Source organism: Salinibacterium sp. SWN139 (assembly GCF_015864625.1).
Lineage (GTDB): Bacteria > Actinomycetota > Actinomycetes > Actinomycetales > Microbacteriaceae > Rhodoglobus.
Genome location: NZ_JADYWV010000001.1, coordinates 1,029,204 through 1,044,421 on the forward strand (window position 1 = coordinate 1,029,204; position 15,218 = coordinate 1,044,421).

The 15,218-nt window shown below is 61.0% G+C and carries 14 protein-coding genes and 1 pseudogene; 8 read left to right on the plus strand and 7 right to left on the minus strand.

The window, feature by feature from the left end:
* Nucleotides 1-71: 71 nt before the first annotated feature.
* Together I6E74_RS04955 and I6E74_RS04960 are read left to right on the plus strand one after the other, a co-directional pair.
* On the plus strand, nt 72-1,310 hold the full coding sequence (locus I6E74_RS04955) for a histidine kinase (protein WP_197123483.1): 1,239 nt from the start codon (nt 72-74) through the stop codon (nt 1,308-1,310).
* Complete coding sequence (locus I6E74_RS04960; RefSeq protein ID WP_197123485.1) at nt 1,307-1,984, plus strand: response regulator transcription factor; 678 nt, start codon at nt 1,307-1,309, stop codon at nt 1,982-1,984. The genes I6E74_RS04955 and I6E74_RS04960 overlap by 4 nt, the downstream gene beginning before the upstream one ends.
* Nucleotides 1,985-2,026: 42 nt before the next feature.
* Here I6E74_RS04960 and I6E74_RS04965 read toward each other — a convergent pair whose 3' ends face one another.
* Nucleotides 2,027-2,326, minus strand: a complete 300-nt coding sequence (locus I6E74_RS04965; protein WP_197123488.1) for a hypothetical protein — start codon at nt 2,324-2,326, stop codon at nt 2,027-2,029.
* A gap of 327 nt (nt 2,327-2,653) precedes the next feature.
* Here I6E74_RS04965 and I6E74_RS04970 point away from each other — a divergent pair, with 327 nt between their 5' ends.
* Nucleotides 2,654-3,871 (plus strand): ammonium transporter, encoded by a 1,218-nt coding sequence (locus I6E74_RS04970; RefSeq protein WP_197123490.1) that lies wholly within the window; start codon nt 2,654-2,656, stop codon nt 3,869-3,871.
* Between the two features lie 200 nt (nt 3,872-4,071).
* Here I6E74_RS04970 and pdxH read toward each other — a convergent pair whose 3' ends face one another.
* Together pdxH and nhaA are read right to left on the minus strand one after the other, a co-directional pair.
* Complete coding sequence (pdxH, locus tag I6E74_RS04975) at nt 4,072-4,713, minus strand: pyridoxamine 5'-phosphate oxidase (RefSeq protein WP_197123492.1); 642 nt, start codon at nt 4,711-4,713, stop codon at nt 4,072-4,074.
* A gap of 36 nt (nt 4,714-4,749) precedes the next feature.
* Nucleotides 4,750-6,015: a Na+/H+ antiporter NhaA gene (gene nhaA / locus I6E74_RS04980; RefSeq protein ID WP_307784384.1), complete on the minus strand. Its 1,266-nt coding sequence runs from the start codon at nt 6,013-6,015 to the stop codon at nt 4,750-4,752.
* 243 nt (nt 6,016-6,258) lie between these two features.
* Between nhaA and I6E74_RS04985 the strand changes: the two genes are divergently transcribed.
* Nucleotides 6,259-6,540: an iron-sulfur cluster assembly accessory protein gene (locus I6E74_RS04985; RefSeq protein ID WP_197123494.1), complete on the plus strand. Its 282-nt coding sequence runs from the start codon at nt 6,259-6,261 to the stop codon at nt 6,538-6,540.
* A gap of 62 nt (nt 6,541-6,602) precedes the next feature.
* On the opposite strand, the gene I6E74_RS04990 is transcribed toward I6E74_RS04985, so the two are convergent.
* On the minus strand, nt 6,603-7,901 hold the full coding sequence (locus I6E74_RS04990; protein ID WP_197123496.1) for a hypothetical protein: 1,299 nt from the start codon (nt 7,899-7,901) through the stop codon (nt 6,603-6,605).
* Nucleotides 7,902-8,016: 115 nt separating this feature from the next.
* Between I6E74_RS04990 and I6E74_RS04995 the strand changes: the two genes are divergently transcribed.
* On the plus strand, nt 8,017-11,814 hold the full coding sequence (locus I6E74_RS04995; protein ID WP_197123499.1) for an AAA family ATPase: 3,798 nt from the start codon (nt 8,017-8,019) through the stop codon (nt 11,812-11,814).
* 309 nt (nt 11,815-12,123) lie between these two features.
* Here the strand turns inward: I6E74_RS04995 and mscL are convergent, their stop codons facing one another.
* Nucleotides 12,124-12,525: a large conductance mechanosensitive channel protein MscL gene (mscL, locus tag I6E74_RS05000; protein ID WP_197123501.1), complete on the minus strand. Its 402-nt coding sequence runs from the start codon at nt 12,523-12,525 to the stop codon at nt 12,124-12,126.
* On the opposite strand from mscL, the gene I6E74_RS14700 reads away from it, so the two are divergent.
* Entirely contained in the window at nt 12,524-12,739 is a 216-nt protein-coding gene (locus tag I6E74_RS14700; protein WP_307784388.1) for a hypothetical protein, read from the plus strand. The genes mscL and I6E74_RS14700 overlap by 2 nt on opposite strands.
* Before the next feature lie 14 nt (nt 12,740-12,753).
* On the opposite strand, the pseudogene I6E74_RS14705 reads toward I6E74_RS14700, so the two are convergent.
* Both I6E74_RS14705 and I6E74_RS05010 read right to left on the minus strand, forming a co-directional pair.
* Nucleotides 12,754-12,894: pseudogene (locus I6E74_RS14705) on the minus strand (FmdB family zinc ribbon protein); the annotation flags it as partial.
* Between the two features lie 7 nt (nt 12,895-12,901).
* Nucleotides 12,902-13,492, minus strand: coding sequence for a 5-formyltetrahydrofolate cyclo-ligase (locus I6E74_RS05010; protein ID WP_197123505.1), 591 nt, complete (start codon nt 13,490-13,492; stop codon nt 12,902-12,904).
* 39 nt (nt 13,493-13,531) lie between these two features.
* Between I6E74_RS05010 and galU the strand changes: the two genes are divergently transcribed.
* Both galU and I6E74_RS05020 read left to right on the plus strand, forming a co-directional pair.
* Nucleotides 13,532-14,422, plus strand: coding sequence for a UTP--glucose-1-phosphate uridylyltransferase GalU (galU, locus tag I6E74_RS05015; protein ID WP_197123507.1), 891 nt, complete (start codon nt 13,532-13,534; stop codon nt 14,420-14,422).
* Between the two features lie 3 nt (nt 14,423-14,425).
* Nucleotides 14,426-15,085 (plus strand): GNAT family N-acetyltransferase, encoded by a 660-nt coding sequence (locus I6E74_RS05020; protein ID WP_197123509.1) that lies wholly within the window; start codon nt 14,426-14,428, stop codon nt 15,083-15,085.
* Nucleotides 15,086-15,218: the final 133 nt, after the last annotated feature.

Here is a 15,218-nt window from a genome sequence, read left to right on the forward strand (position 1 = left end):
CCCAATCGCAGTACGCGTGACTGCTGCGCGAGGAGGATGTTGCTGTCGGGCAGAACCGCGACAATAGGGGGATGACTTCCGCAACCGAACCACGCCCTGCGTCCACGCAGGCTCGGCCGCGCCTCCCGGCGTGGGTCATCAACAGCATTCTCGCGGTCCTCATCATCGCCGCGGCGTTCATGCCGTTCTCCGAAACAGGGTTTCGCTCGACGAACCTGTTCACGCTTGTCGTTACCCTGCTGCCTGCAGCGATCTTGCCCTTTCGCCACCGGTGGCCGATACCCGTGCTCGCCGGGTTCATCGTTTTCTACGGAGTCGGCGCGCTCGCCGGCACTCTCGCTCCAGGCCTCGTGCTCGCCATCGCGGTTGCCATGTTCGCTCTTGCAAACCAGACCACCAGACGTACCACCGTGATCGCCGGCGTCGCTGCGATGCTTGCCATGGGTTTTCTCAGTCTCCTGGCCGCACTGGGCGATGTCTTCGATCCGCGGGTCGTGCAGTTTCTCTTCACCATTGCTTTCGCGGCCGCGGCGGGCGACGGCGCTCGATCTCGGCGTGAGTTCATCGCCTCCATTACGGATCGTGCGGTGCGCGCCGAAGAGACCAAAGAGGCCGAAGCCAAGCGTCGCGTCACAGAAGAACGGCTCCGCATCGCCCGGGACCTTCACGATGTGGTCGCCCATCAGATTGCGGTGATCAGCTTGAATGCCGGAGTCGCGTCAGCATCCCTTGAGTCTCGCCCGGAGAAAGCGAAGGAGTCGCTCGGCACTATTCGAAGTGCCGCCCGTGTCGTGCTCGGCGAGATCGGCAATCTGCTCGACATGCTTCGTTCCGATTCGGATGACCCTAGCGACGCGTCGCTCCCACAGCCGGGTCTCGACGGGCTCGACGAACTCGTCGAAACGTTCGAGGCCAGCGGACTCGACGTGCACGTGCGAATCGAAGGCGAGCCAACCGCCGTCTCGGGCGCTACGGCACTCGTCGCGTACCGTGTCATTCAAGAAGCTCTCACCAATGCTCACAAGTATGGAGCGGAAGGTCGTGCACACGTGCTGGTCGAAGTGGGTGATGCCGACGTGCGCGTTGTCGTCACGAATCCGAGTCGGGTCGCCGATCTCAGCGAGAGTGACGTGGCCGCAGCGACGGTCGGCGGTGCCGTTCGGGGCGGTGTCAGTACCGGAACTGGTCTCGGACTTGTCGGTCTTCGCGAACGGGTCGCTTCGGTGCGCGGAACCGTGGAAACCGGATTTGTTGGTGGCAGCTATCGTGTCGCTGCAGTGTTGCCCATAGTCCAAGGGGAGTCCCGATGACCACCGTTCTTGTGGTTGATGACCAAGCGCTTATTCGCCAAGCGGTCTCCGATATTCTCGGTGGCGCGGAGGATGTCACCGTGATTGGCGGCGCCGTGAACGGTCGGTCTGCGATCGAACAGTCGCTCGCGCTGAACCCCGACGTGGTCGTCATGGATATTCGGATGCCCGAACTCGACGGCATCGCGGCCACAGCGGCGATCTGTTCCCATCCGGCTCTGGCCTCGACGAAAGTGCTCATTCTCACGACGTTCGAAGAGGACGAGAACCTCGTTGCCGCGCTCCGCGCGGGAGCAAGCGGATTCATTGGTAAGGGCTCGGAGCCCGAGGAGATCATTCGTGCCGTGCGGGCAATTCACGACGGGGAGTCCTTGCTCTCTCCGGCGGCGACTCGCAGCCTTATCCAGAAATATGTGTTGCCGCCCACAGCGGTGGCGGGGGCAGCGGTGACTATCCCTCCCGAGCTATTGCAGCTGACTGAACGCGAGCGTGAAGTGCTTCTTCTCGTGGCTCGTGGTCACTCGAACCAAGAAATTGCCGGCGAACTCTTCATTTCCCCTCACACTGCCAAGACCCATGTGAATCGCATCATGACCAAGCTCAATGCCCACGATCGTGCGCAGCTAGTGATTCTGGCGTACGAGAGCGGCCTGCTCGCCCCGGGTGCCCGCTAGCGGATCTGTGGCGCGACTAGCGAGGAGTTCGGAGGTGGGCGCTTAGCCCAGCTTCTTGAGCGCGGCCTGACGCTTCTGTTCAGCAGCGCGTTCGAGGCGTTCTACGCGCAGCAAGTCGAGAAGCAACAGGGCGATGGGAACGACCGAGGCGACCCCCAACCATTCCTGAGTGCCACCGCTGGTGACGTAAATCACGTTGAAAACAACAGCCCAGACCAGGCCGCCGATGAGCCACACGAGTCGCCACCACGGGGTGGTCAGTTGACGGATGCGCGTACGTACGAGGGACGTCTTTGCCGGAGCCGACTTGTCGGGTGCTGAAGCGGGGGAGGTGTCGTCCATGTGCCAACTCTATGTTCTCCGGATGCACGAGCTGCCGAATGACACTTCGCCCGACGGTTTGATTGCGAACGATCTCACACAGCATCCGCAATTGCACACGGGGAAACAGTCCGGGCCAGAATTTGAGGCATTCCCCGGCTTGTGGAAACTTAGCCGTAACACTCACAGGCCACGTTTAACGTCTACGAAACATAACTGAGGGGCTACCGAAACGCTGAGACGGGATGCTTTGTCGTGCGGGTCAGTGGGAGTGGAATAACCCGACACTCACTGACAATCCGCAAAAGCATCCGTGTGCACAGGGCGCACAAAGCGAAAGAGGTTGAGATGGATACAGTCGTATGGGTACTCATTAGCACTGCATTAGTGCTGCTCATGACCCCCGGTTTGGCATTCTTTTACGGTGGACTCGTAAAAGAGAAGTCAGTAGTCAGCATGATGATGATGAGCTTCGGATCGCTCGGCCTTGTTGCCGTTCTCTGGATCCTCATCGGCGCAAACATGAGCTCGATCGATGGTTCGATCTGGTCATTCGCCGGTAACCCGTTCAGCAACTTCGGTCAAGAAGGCGTCGCCGGCTCGGACCTCCTCGTTGTTGCCTTCGGTGGAACCTTCGCCATCATCACCACCGCACTTATCTCTGGTGCCATCGCAGACCGTGCTCGCTTCGGACCCTGGATGATCTACACCGGTGTGTGGGCAACGCTCGTTTACTTCCCCGTCGCTGCATGGGTATGGGGTGGTGGCTGGATCCAGAACCTCGGAGATAGCCTCGGTGGCCTTCCTGCCGTTATCGACTACGCCGGTGGTACCGCCGTTCACATCAACGCTGGTGCAGCCGCTCTCGGACTCGCCCTGGTACTCGGCAAGCGTGTTGGCTTCAACAAGAACATCACGCAGCCTCACAACGTTCCTCTCGTCCTTATCGGTGCAGCACTGCTCTGGTTCGGTTGGTTCGGATTCAACGCCGGTGCGTCTAGCGACCCCGACGAGGCCGGCCTGATCGTGTTCAACACGCTCGCCGCTCCTGCCGCAGCAATCCTCGGTTGGATCGTTGTTGAGAAGCTCCGTACGGGTAAGGCCACCGCAGTCGGCGCCGTTTCAGGTGTTGTTGCTGGTCTCGTTGCCATCACCCCCGCTTGTGCAAACCTGACGCCCGGTTGGGCTTTGGTTCTCGGTGTTGTCGCCGGTGCCGTCTGTGCTCTCGCAATTGAGCTCAAGTACAACCTCGGCTTCGATGACTCGCTCGACGTAGTGGGACTCCACCTCGTCGCCGGCATCATCGGAACCATCTACCTTGGCTTCTTCGCCACCGACACCGGACTCTTCACTGGTGGAGATGCGGGACAGCTCGCCGTTCAGACGATCAGCGTGCTCGCCGTAGCAATCTTCTCCTTCGTAATGTCCTGGTTGATCGGAACCGCGATTCAGAAGACCATCGGATTCCGCGTTACTTCGGAAGAAGAAATTGCTGGTATCGACCTCGCCGTCCACGGCGAGTCGGGTTATGCACTGTCGACGCAGGAAACTGTATCGGCTAAGTAGAGCCCACAACCTCGGGAGGGGCACAGTTGTTATCGCAACTGTGTCCCTCTTTTGGTGTTAACAAACGATGTGGTGCTAACGAACAATCTGGCGCTAATGAACGAACCCCGCGCCCTCTGGTTTATGCCAGGGGAAGCGGGGTTTCGTCGTGCGCACGCGTGCGCGTACACGGAGGTAGGCGTGCGCGTCGTCGAGGCAGGTTAGGGCTGCAACCGCATCCGCTCCCAGTTGCCAGAGGCGGCGCGCGTGAAGCGCACGCGGTCGTGGAGGCGTGAACTGCGACCCTGCCAGAACTCGATCGTGGAGGCGTGCACCATGAAACCGCCCCAGTCATCAGGGCGGGGCACATCGCGGCCCTCGAACTCGGCTTCAAGTTCGATCACACGTTCTTCGAGCAGTGCACGGGATGCGATGGGTTGCGATTGTTCGCTGGCGTGCGCCGCGATCTGGCTGCCTCGCGGTCGTGTGGCGAAGTAGGCGTCTGAAAGGGCTGTGGCGATGGGCCGAGCTATTCCTTGCACGAGCACTTGCCGGTGGATCGAATACCAGGGGAAAACAAGCGCTGCCGCTGGGTTCGCGAGCAGTGCGCGGCCCTTGATGGAGCTGTAGTTCGTAAAGAACTCGAATCCCGTGTCGTCGATGGCGCGCAGCAGCACGGTGCGGCTGCTGGGGGAGCCGTCGGCATCCACGGTCGATAGCACCATGGCGTTGGGCTCGTAGACGTTCGCGTCGCTGGCGTTTGCTAGCCAGAGCCGGAATTGTTCTATGGGGTCGGCGAGCACATCCGAATCATTGAGCGGCAGCTGGCCGTAGTCGGTGTGGGTGCTCAAGGGGTCGGACACAGTGATCCTTTCGACAGCGTGCGTGAGGCGCGCTGCTTAGTCTTCGTCTTCGATGAGAGCCTTGTTGCGGTCGGGAATGCCGTCGTCGTTCATGTCGCGTCTGCGGGCGAGACGGGAGTCCCAGCGGAGGCTGATCGCGGCGAAGATCGCGGCCAGGCCTGTTCCGATAAGGATCGCAAGCTTTGCTCCGGTGGTGTGCTCGCTGTCGGGGAACGAGAGCTCTGCGATGAGCAGAGAGACTGTGAAGCCGATTCCCGTGAGGAATCCGATGGGTAAGAGGTCTCGCAACCCGATCGAGTCGGCGAGACGGAACTTTGTCACCTTGGTGATGAGAGCGGTGGTGCCGAGCACACCAATAATCTTTCCGACCACCAGTCCAACGATGATGGCAGCAACAACGGGCTGCACAATCACCTCGCTGGCGGTTTCGCCATCTCCACCGAGGGAGACTCCAGCGGCAAAGAAGGCGAAGATCGGCAACGCGATGCCGGATGAGGTGGGGCGCACCGCATCGTCGAACGCGTGCGTTCGGGTGTCTTTTTCTCCGTGCACGAGCTTGGCGGGAACGGTGAAGCCGAGAACAACGCCGGCGATAGTCGCGTGAACTCCGGAGTCGTGCATGAACGCCCACGCCACAAGCGCCAAGGGGAGCAGCAGCCACCAGCGAGGTTTGCGCGATCGAACGACAACAGCAAAGAGCACAATCGCGATGAGTGAGAACAGCAGCGAAAGGAGGTCGATGCTTTCGGTGTAGAAGAGGGCAATGATGATGATCGCGAGCAGATCATCCACGACAGCCATCGTGAGCAGGAAGGTGCGTAGCGCGCGCGGGAGGCCGCGGCCGAAGATGGCGAGCACGGCGAGAGCGAACGCGATGTCGGTGGCGGTGGGGATGGCCCAGCCGCCGAGTGCGGTGGAGTCACCCGAGACAAGGATGATCAGCGTGAAGAGAAGCGCGGGAAAGAGCATCCCGCCGATCGCAGCGAAGACCGGAACAGCGGCTTCGCGAGGTTTGCGCAGGCTGCCAGCTACAAGCTCTTGCTTAAGTTCGACGCCCACCACGAAGAAGAAGATCGCGAGCAGGCCGTCAGCAGCCCAGGTGGCGAGGGTGAGGTTAAGGTGCAGCGACTCGGGGCCGACCGTGGTTTCGGCAAGGGCTGCGTAGCCTTCACGCCACGGCGAGTTCGCCCAGATGAGCGCGATCGCAGCGGCAACCATCAGCAGGATTCCACTGGTGGTTTCCATGGTGACCCACCGGCGTACTCGCTTGCGGGGGCTCAGTTTCTTCACGGATGTGGTCACAAAATTCCAGACGTTGAGGTTCGTCAGCGGGGTCGCCGACACATTCGCCGACCAGACTTCCCGGCACTCCGCTGTCAATTCTACCGGTTGTGAGGCTGAGGGCGTGCACGGAAAAGGCTCTGACCTGACCGTGCGCTCCACTGACAATGAGAGTTGCCTCACAATCAGCGCTGTGGCTTGCTGACGCGCGCTCACTAAGGAAGCGTGGGGGTTTCATCTCGCTGAACCTGGAAGGACGAACATATGCTCACCCTCACCGAAACAGCCACCACGGTCGTCAAGACGATCGTCGAGCAGGACCCCAACACGGAAGCCTCGGGCCTCCGCATCAACGGGGAACCTGGTGCCCCTAACCTCACCGTCGCCGTCGTTGCGGCTCCTGAGGCTGGCGACTCTATCGTTGAAGCCGACGGCGCCCGCGTTTTTCTTGAAGAGAACGCCTCGGTCGCGTTGAATGACAAGACGCTTCACGCCGAAGTCGGCGAGAATGGCGCAGTGAACTTCGCCATTCTTGACAACGCGTAATCACGCGCACGTTCGATAGCTAGACCAGAATTCGACGGCGCGCGGTCGATCGAATTCTTCGACTAGTAGCGGGCGAGAGCGTCAGCATCTCGAGCATGAGTAACTGACCGGCGGATGGCATCCAATGCTTCTACCGGATCTGTCTCGGCTTCAGCGATCATTAGCTGGCGCTCCGCCTCCGCTAGTCGGGTGCGGGCCCGTGCGCTTGCGCCGCTGCGCCCCACAAGCTCCCGCACGACCGAGATTTGACTCCGTGCCGCTACCAAGGTCCCTTGGTAGGCAGCACGTGCGTGTTCGAACCGCTGTTGTTGGTTGCGCGCGGTCGCTAGGGCTGTATCCAGTTCTGCTGCGGCATCACTGAGCAGTGCGAGTTGCTCAAAGGGATCACGCGGGCTTTCGGATGCCGGAGCCGTCTGATCAAGAGCTCTTTCGTTGGCCGCGATGGCGGTCACAATGCGCGCTCCGCTCTCCGGATCGGGAGCCGTTTCTCGTGCCACCCGCGCTTCGAGCAGGTCGCTCGCGCTGTCCGCGCGCATCCGAGTCACCGCAGCGTCGGCCTCGACGAGTTCGCCGAGGGCACTGTCGGCAGCCGATATGGCGCGATCGGCACGATGGAGAGCAGTGGCTGCGGTGTGGAGGGTGTCGGTGACCGCGTTGACTCCGGTGGGGCTGATGCCGGGGGCTGCGGCATTCAGCGCTGTTTCGCTCTCATCGAGGGCACTGCTCGCCGCAGTGAGTTGGCGGCGTGCGGCGGTCAAAGCGGATTCCACATAGTGGGGTGCGCGTTCGGCGACTGCATCGCGCGTCGCTACCGCACGCCCGCGTAGGGCCGAGAGCCGGGCGCGTAATTGGTGTTCGGTTTCCGCTGCTCCAACCTCGCTCTGACGTCGCTCTGTGAAGGCGGCATCGAAACGGTCGAGAGTGGCGAGCGCCTTTTCGCAGAGCGCTGTCATCTGCAGGGTGAGTTGGCGGCGCGCTTGATCGGCGGTGGCCGAGACGTCATCACGCTGTTGTCCGAGCCGAAAGGCTTCAGTGAGCTGGCCGCGCGCTTCAGCAAGAGCACTCCCGAAATCACGGGCGGCTGCGGCACCAAACTGGGCCACCGCAAAACCTAGTTCAAGATCTGCTTCGCGTACCCGATCGTCGAGAACAACTAAGAGGCCGGCAGCGCGCGTCTCCAGTGCCGTCTGGGACGACGTTCCGCGGATGCCGCGGTCGCCTCCGCGACGAAACAAGACGACAAACGCCACGACTCCGATCGCCACCACGAGCACGACGACCGTGGCGACAGCGATCGTGGTGCCGCGCACGAGTTCGGCGGTGTCTGTCGCGACAAGAAGGGGTAGGGCATGAGGCACCATGCACCGTATTCTAGGACGGTTTGTCGCGAGAACTGGGGGTGGGGCTACCGGGTGAGTCTGGCGAAACTCGTGGTTGTTGCACGCTTTCTGGAGGTAACTCGCTTAAGGTGGCGGTGTGTGGCGTGCAGATAGAGTTTCCGACGATTTCACGGTCGACCCAGATTCGGGCGACCATGACGTTGACGACGGCGAAAACGAGCACGCTCACGCCCACGTTCAAGTAACAGCGCCTCACACGCTGAGTTTTGGTGAGCCGAACATTATGGCCGGAAACGTTGCAGAGCCCACGTGGACGCTGTGGCGTTCGCAATTGTCAGAACTGGGTGGGCGTTCGCCGCTCATCCATTTCGTTGATTCGCCTCGCACACGAGTCGATCTTTCAACGACGCATCCCGGTGGTCTTGCCCAGTTCATCACGGGCAAGCGCACTCTGCTGTCGAGCCTCATTCGCGATGATGTCGCCCTGCGCTCGGCCAAAACGGCTGCCGGTGCTGTTGCAGCCAAGGGCCTTGAGCTTGCGACTGCCCGCGGCATTGACTCGGTACATCTGGGAATCGGTATCGCACGCTGGACCCACGATGATGTCGAATTCTGCGGTCCGGTCTTGTTGCGTCCGCTCGCGATTCGCCGTCACGGCCGCGACTTCGAGCTGAAGCTTCGGGGCAGCGCCTTTTTGAACCCTGCGCTTGCTCGTGCTCTTGACGAGCAATTCCACTTGCGCCTCGATGCTGAGTCGTTTGTCGCACTCGCGGATGCCGATGGCACCTTCAAGCCGAACCCGGTCATTGACCGGTTGCGCGGTTTGACCTCGCACCTCGATAACTTCTCGGTGAGCCCGCGTCTCGTGGTGTCGTCGTTCGCGGATGTCGCCCACGGTCTGGCCGACGACGCCGCTGACCTCAAACACCCCATCCTCGATGCGCTTGCCGGTAACACTGCTGCCGCCTGGACGATCAAGGAAGGCTACGCGCCCGTTCCCGCACTCTCTGCGGATGAGCGCTCGCCGCAGACCGACAATCTCCTGCTTGATGCGGATGCCGAACAAGAGAATGTGATTGCCCAAATCGAGGCAGGCAACTCTCTCGTCGTTCGCACTCTGCCCGGTACCGGTGGCACGCAAACCATCGTGAACGCCGTGGGCGCCCTTGTCGCGCAAAACAAGCGAGTGCTCGTCGTGAGCCCGCGTCGCGCGTCCTTGCAGTCGATTGCTGATCGCTTCTCCGACATCGGCCTTCCGGGCCTTGCCGTGGCACCTCGCACGCTTCGCCGTGACATCATCCGCTCTATTTCTCGCAGTGAGAAGGCCAGCCGTCCGCAGATCGAAGACGTAGATGATGCCCTTCTGCGTTTGCGCAAGATCATGCTCGACTACCGCGAGTCGATGTCGGTGTCCGACGGTGTGCTCGGTGTCTCGGTGCTCGATTGCGTTTCGGAACTAAGCCGCTTGGCGCTGCTGCCGACACCGCCATCCACGACCGCGCGCTTGTCGCGCGAAGCAGTGGAAAAGCTTGCCAAGGATCGCAGCGCTGCCACTGGCGTGATCATCGCGGCCGCCAAGCTCGGCGAGTTCAAATATGGCCCCGGAGATTCGCCCTGGTATGGCGCTCAGTTCGCCAATGGTGCGGAAGCTCTCAAGGCTCACGGCATCGCTCAGCGGGCGAACGAGCAGTTGTCGTCGCTGCTGGATGTTGCCAACCGTCTTGTCTCGAACACGCGCATGCGTCCATTCCAGAGCATCGATGAACTCGGCGTCTACTTGCGCCTGCTCGTTGATCTTCGAGAAACGCTCGACCGTTTCGTGCCGACCGTGTTCGACCGTGCAATTACCGAGTTGATTGCCGCTACTGCTCCGCGTCGCGATTTCCCCGATATGACGAGCACGAACCGCCGCCGTCTCAAGAAACTCGCGCTCGAATACGTGCGCCCCGGTGTTCGCGTAACCGACATGCATGGTGCCCTCAAGCGCATCCAAAAGCAGCGGGTGCTGTGGCACCGTTTCGTGGCCGAAGGTGCGAGTCCTGCCGTTCCCGTGGGTATTGGTGAAGTGCAGCGGTCGTATCAGCAGGTCTCAGATGATCTCGCTGCTCTCGACATCCCGCTCGGCATCGCTGACTCGCACATGAACCTCTCGAGCCTCCCGATCCCGTTCTTGATTGAGAAGGTTGAGTCGCTCGCGGCTGAATCTGATGTGCTCAACAACCTGCAGGAACGCACCGCCCTCATGGGCAGCTTGCGCGACCTGAAGTTGAACCCGCTGATCGAAGACCTGGCTCAGCGTCATGTTCCCGAAGATCAAGTGGCGGCTGAACTCGAACTGTCGTGGTGGAAGTCGGCCCTCGATTCCATGCTCGAAGTCGACCGTGCGCTGCTGAACGCCAATACGAGCGTTGTCGATCGGCTCGAGGCAGACTTCCGCCTCGTCGATGAAGCGCACGCATCCGCCAATGCCAAGCAGCTCTCGTGGCAGATCGCCGAAAACTGGAAAATCGGTCTCGTTGACTGGCCAGATGAGGCGAGTGCGCTCAAGCGTGCCCTCGCCAAAGAGCGGCTCACGTCGTTCGACGTGCAGACCTCGGCACCGCACTTGTCGCGCACAATCGCGCCTGTCTGGCTTGCCTCTCCCTACGAAATCGACTCTGTTGTCGACACCATGCCGTTCGACACTGTCGTGCTGGTTGACGCCGGTGCTGTCACGGTGGCCGAAGCGGCGGGAGCGATCCGCCGCTCGAAGCAAGTCGTTGTCATTGGCGACCCTGTTATCCAGTCGCCGACACCGTTTGAAACGGCGGTGCGCGATGTGACCGGCGATGCTGCCCCACTCGTTGACGATGACACGCGCGAAGCACTCGTTGATGACTCCGCTTTCGCGAAGCTCAGCGGCTTGTTGCCGACTCTCACGCTCACGCGCAGCTACCGTCCCGGTGGTGAAGAGCTTGCCGAGCTCGTTAATCGTCGTTTTTACGACGGTCAGATTGAGTCGCTGCCCTGGGCTGGAAGTTTCCTCGGTCACGGCAGCCTCGCTGTCAGTTACGTCGCTGACGGAATCGGAATGCCCGACCCTGACTCTGGTGCTGTCGAAAGCCCTGATGCCGAAGTCTCTCGCGTTGTCGAACTCGTGCTCGACCACGCCACCAAGCGTCCGCAAGAGTCGCTCATGGTCATCACGGCAAGCCCCGTGCATTCCGTTCGCGTCATGCAGGCGGTGTTGGATGCCGTCAGCCGTCGTCGTCCGGAACTACTCGATGTCATCATCGGCGATCGTGCCGAACCGTTTACGGTCACCACGATCGATCAAGCTGTGGCCCAAAGCCGCGACCGCGTTATTTTCTCCATCGGATATGGCCGCACACCGCACGGTCGCGTGCTCTCCGATTTCGGATCACTGGGTGAGCCCGGGGGAGAGCGCCTGCTTGCTGTCGCGATGACGCGAGCACGTCGTTCGCTCGAAATCGTCACATCGTTCCGCTCAGAAGACCTCGACGACGGGCGCATGAAGCACGGCGCTGTTGCGCTGGCTGAAGTGCTCGACGAAGTGGATGCCCGCTTCGCCGAAGTTCCTGTGCCCGATGACAGCGACCCCATGCTCGTTGATCTCGCTCGCCGCCTCGAAGCTCGCGGACTGCGCGTCTCGCTTGGGCACCGCGGCAAGCTTGGCCTCGTTGCCTCGCGCGGTGGTCGCTGTGGCACGATCGAGACCGACGCTATGGTTCACGAATCAAGCCTGCGCGAGTCGCTTCGATTGCGCCCTGAACTGCTGCGTCGCCTCGGCTGGCACTACCTGCGGGTGCACGCTTTCGAACTCTTCAGTGACCCCGATCAGGTTGCCGACAAGGTCGCCCGGATGCTCGGAGCAGAGCCTGCTCCCACGACCGAGCCCATCACGATCATCCCCGCCACCCGTCCGCAGCAGTAATGGCAGACGGCATCCGCCCCGAGCATTCGGGCGCACCGGCGAACGATGGAGCGTCCGAGGGCGAGCTGTGCAGTGCGGCGGGAACAGAGCATGCCGGTGAGTCGAGCGTGAAGCCCTCGAGGCGTCGCCGCGTGACGACGGCTCCGCCGGCGGGGTCAGATCCGCATCCGCCTGCTGAACCGGAGCGGCATCAGGTTAACGAAAATGACGAGCGGCTCAAGGGCGACAAACCTCCGCATTGGGGGTAAGTGCCTTGGCCGCTCGCCGGTAGTTCGTGAGCTACCGAGGGTAGCTGTGAGCTGCGAAGTGCTAGCTGCTCTGCTTGGCGAGCAGGTCGCGAATCTGCAGAAGCAGTTCTGCTTCGGTGGGGCCAGCTTCAGGCTCCACGACGGCCGGCTTGCGTGCAGCGGCAAGCTTGTTGGCGTAGTTCATCGGTGCAACGATGGCGAAGTACACGACGGCTGCGACGAGCACGAACTGGATGATCGCCGCGATGACCGCGCCGAAGTAGATCGTTGCCCCGCTGGTGCCAATTGCGACCGGGAGTGCTGTCGCCAGCGACTCTGCATTAAACAAGGCACCGATGAGCGGATTGAATACCGCTTCAACAATCGTGTTGACGACTGCCGTGAATGCAGCGCCAATGACGACTGCAACGGCCAAGTCGATGACGTTGCCACGCAAAATGAATTCTTTGAATCCGCTTAACATGATTACTCCTCTGTGTGGGGGAAGTAATAACTATGACGCTTTTGTGGCCGATGGTGAAGAGGCTGGCGGAGATGAGGCGCTTGTCGACGGCTTCGAATCCGACTTCGCGGAGTCAGATTTCTTTGAGTCAGACGACGAATTCGAAGTACTTGACGAGTTCGAGCCCGAGCTGGAGTCAGTCGAACTCGTGGTCGAGCGTGAGTCGTTGCGGTAGAAACCAGAGCCGTTGAACGTGACTCCGACGGCGGAGAAGATCTTGCGAAGTTTGCCTTGGCAGGCGGGGCACACTGTGAGCGAGTCATCGGTGAACGATTGCTGGATATCGAACGCGTTGTCACATTCGGTGCAGCGGTAGGAGTAGGTAGGCACGAGATCCTTAGTTGTGCTCGGTGATGGTCACAATTCCCGTGGGGGTAACTATGCCGTTTACTGGTTGGTCATGAATTTCTGTGGGCACTTCATCCACATATTCGTTGTCGAAGATCACCGCATAGACGGGCGGCTTGGTCTCCATGGAGCCGAGGGTCTTGTCGAAATAGCCGCGACCCCACCCCATGCGCATGCCGGAACGATCCACGGATGCCGCAGGCACGATGATGAGGTCGACGTCGTTGATGGCGATCGGGCCGAGCACGTCGCTCGTAGGCGCTGGCATCCCGATGAGGTCCTGGTCTTCATCTTCGCCGTCGTAGGGGGCCCAGTCGAGGAGGCCATCGGCGCGCGAGATGGGAAGCAGCACAGTGATGTCGTGCTCGCAGGCCCAGTGCAAAAATCCGCGGGTCTCGGGTTCGTCGGTGGTGGAAAGGTAGGCGGCGATCGAGGTAGATCCGAGTCTCTGAGCGAGCTCGATGAGGTGCTCTGTTACACCAGTGTTAAATTCTTCCCGCTCTTTGGCGGTGCAGATGCGTCGGCGTTCGCGTAATTCGGCCCGGAGTGCACGTTTATCGTGACTGACGTCGTCGGTCATACTAAGCATTCTACGAGACTGGCCGACTACGCTGTACCTATGGCTACGAAGATTACTAAAGCGGTTATTCCTGCTGCAGGTCTGGGCACACGATTTCTCCCGGCAACGAAAGCTATGCCGAAGGAGATGTTGCCGGTTGTAGATAAACCGGCTATCCAATATGTCGTAGAGGAAGCGGTTGCCGCTGGCCTTACCGATGTGTTGATGATCACGGGGCGCAATAAGAACGCCCTCGAAAACCATTTCGACCGCATGACAGAGCTCGAGGCCACTCTGGAGCAAAAGGGCGATACCGACCGTCTGTCAAAAGTTGAGTTCTCTAACGACCTCGCTGACATGCACTACGTGCGTCAAGGTGACCCGCGCGGTCTTGGCCACGCGGTTCTCCGCGCCAAAATGCATGTGGGTCATGAACCGTTCGCCGTGCTGCTCGGTGACGACCTCATCGATGACCGCGACGTTCTGCTCTCCCGCATGTTAGAAGAGCAAGAGGGGCGCAACGCCACCATCATCGCCCTCATGGAGGTCGACCCGGCCCAGAGCCACATGTATGGCATCGCAACGGTAGAGCCCACCGACGACCCCGATGTTGTGCACATCACGGGCCTCGTCGAGAAGCCGGCTCAGGGCACCGCGCTCTCCAACCTCGCCATCATCGGCCGCTATGTCTTGAGGCCAGAAATCTTCGAAGTTCTCGAGCGCACTGACCCCGGCAAGGGCGGCGAAATCCAGTTGACGGATGCCCTTCAGGAGATGGCAGAGAACGATATTGCGGGCGGCGTTTATGGCGTCGTATTCCGCGGTCGCCGTTACGACACCGGTGACCGTCTCGACTACATCAAGGCCATCGTGCAGCTTGCTGTTGAGCGCGATGACCTGGGCCCTGAACTGCGCCCGTGGCTTAAGCAGTTCAGCTCAACACTGGACTAGCGGATGGCGTTTGGCATTCCGACGCTTGGCGACGGAAACATCAGTATTCGGCCCATTCGGGTGCGAGACGCTCGTGCGTTAGAAAAAGAACTCCGTGACAACCGGGGGTGGCTTCGCAAGTGGGAAGCCACCAGCCCGGTTGGTCCGTCGTCGTTCGACGTGAAGTCGAGCATCCGGGGTCTGCTGCAGCAGTCTCGCGTGGGCACCGGCTTGCCGTTCGTGATCGAGTACGAGGGTGAAGTTGCGGGTCAGCTGAACGTGTCGTCCATTACCTATGGGTCGCTCGCCTCGGCATCCCTCGGCTATTGGGTCTCTGAGCGATTCGCGGGCAAAGGGCTCACGCCAACCGCGGTCGCGCTCGCCACCGACTACTGCTTCTTTCAACTTGGTCTCCACCGCATGGAGATCTGCATTCGGCCCGAGAACGAGCCGAGCCTTCGTGTGGTCGAGAAGCTGGGGTTCCGCTACGAACAACTGCGCCGCCGCTTCATCCACATCGATGGTGACTGGCGCGACCACTTCTGTTTTGCTCTCACAGTGGAAGAGCTCCCTCAGGGTGTCTTGCGGCGCTGGAAATCAGGTAATGCTCCCGAGCAGGATGCTCACATTCCGGCTGACGACCGTGTGCGGGCCGCGCACCCTCTGAGTCTTCCGCAGCGCTGAGTCTTCCGCAGCGCTGAGCCGACGGTTGTGAAGCACTGAGCCGGTGCCGAACACGCTGCCAGCGATCGTGTGGTCACGCGTGTGGTCGCGCATATCTTGGCGTTGTTGCCGGGGGACTCTCAGCAACTTGTCA

Bases quoted from the DNA above. Each gene is read 5' to 3' on its own strand.
- I6E74_RS04990 (WP_197123496.1), bottom strand. From the start codon at position 7,901: ATGGTGCCTCATGCCCTACCCCTTCTTGTCGCGACAGACACCGCCGAA.
- I6E74_RS04965 (WP_197123488.1), bottom strand. From the start codon at position 2,326: ATGGACGACACCTCCCCCGCTTCAGCACCCGACAAGTCGGCTCCGGCA.
- I6E74_RS14700 (WP_307784388.1), top strand. From the start codon at position 12,524: ATGATTACTCCTCTGTGTGGGGGAAGTAATAACTATGACGCTTTTGTG.
- mscL (WP_197123501.1), bottom strand. From the start codon at position 12,525: ATGTTAAGCGGATTCAAAGAATTCATTTTGCGTGGCAACGTCATCGAC.
- I6E74_RS04970 (WP_197123490.1), top strand. From the start codon at position 2,654: ATGGATACAGTCGTATGGGTACTCATTAGCACTGCATTAGTGCTGCTC.
- I6E74_RS04960 (WP_197123485.1), top strand. From the start codon at position 1,307: ATGACCACCGTTCTTGTGGTTGATGACCAAGCGCTTATTCGCCAAGCG.
- I6E74_RS04985 (WP_197123494.1), top strand. From the start codon at position 6,259: ATGCTCACCCTCACCGAAACAGCCACCACGGTCGTCAAGACGATCGTC.
- I6E74_RS05020 (WP_197123509.1), top strand. From the start codon at position 14,426: ATGGCGTTTGGCATTCCGACGCTTGGCGACGGAAACATCAGTATTCGG.
- I6E74_RS04955 (WP_197123483.1), top strand. From the start codon at position 72: ATGACTTCCGCAACCGAACCACGCCCTGCGTCCACGCAGGCTCGGCCG.
- galU (WP_197123507.1), top strand. From the start codon at position 13,532: ATGGCTACGAAGATTACTAAAGCGGTTATTCCTGCTGCAGGTCTGGGC.
- I6E74_RS05010 (WP_197123505.1), bottom strand. From the start codon at position 13,492: ATGACCGACGACGTCAGTCACGATAAACGTGCACTCCGGGCCGAATTA.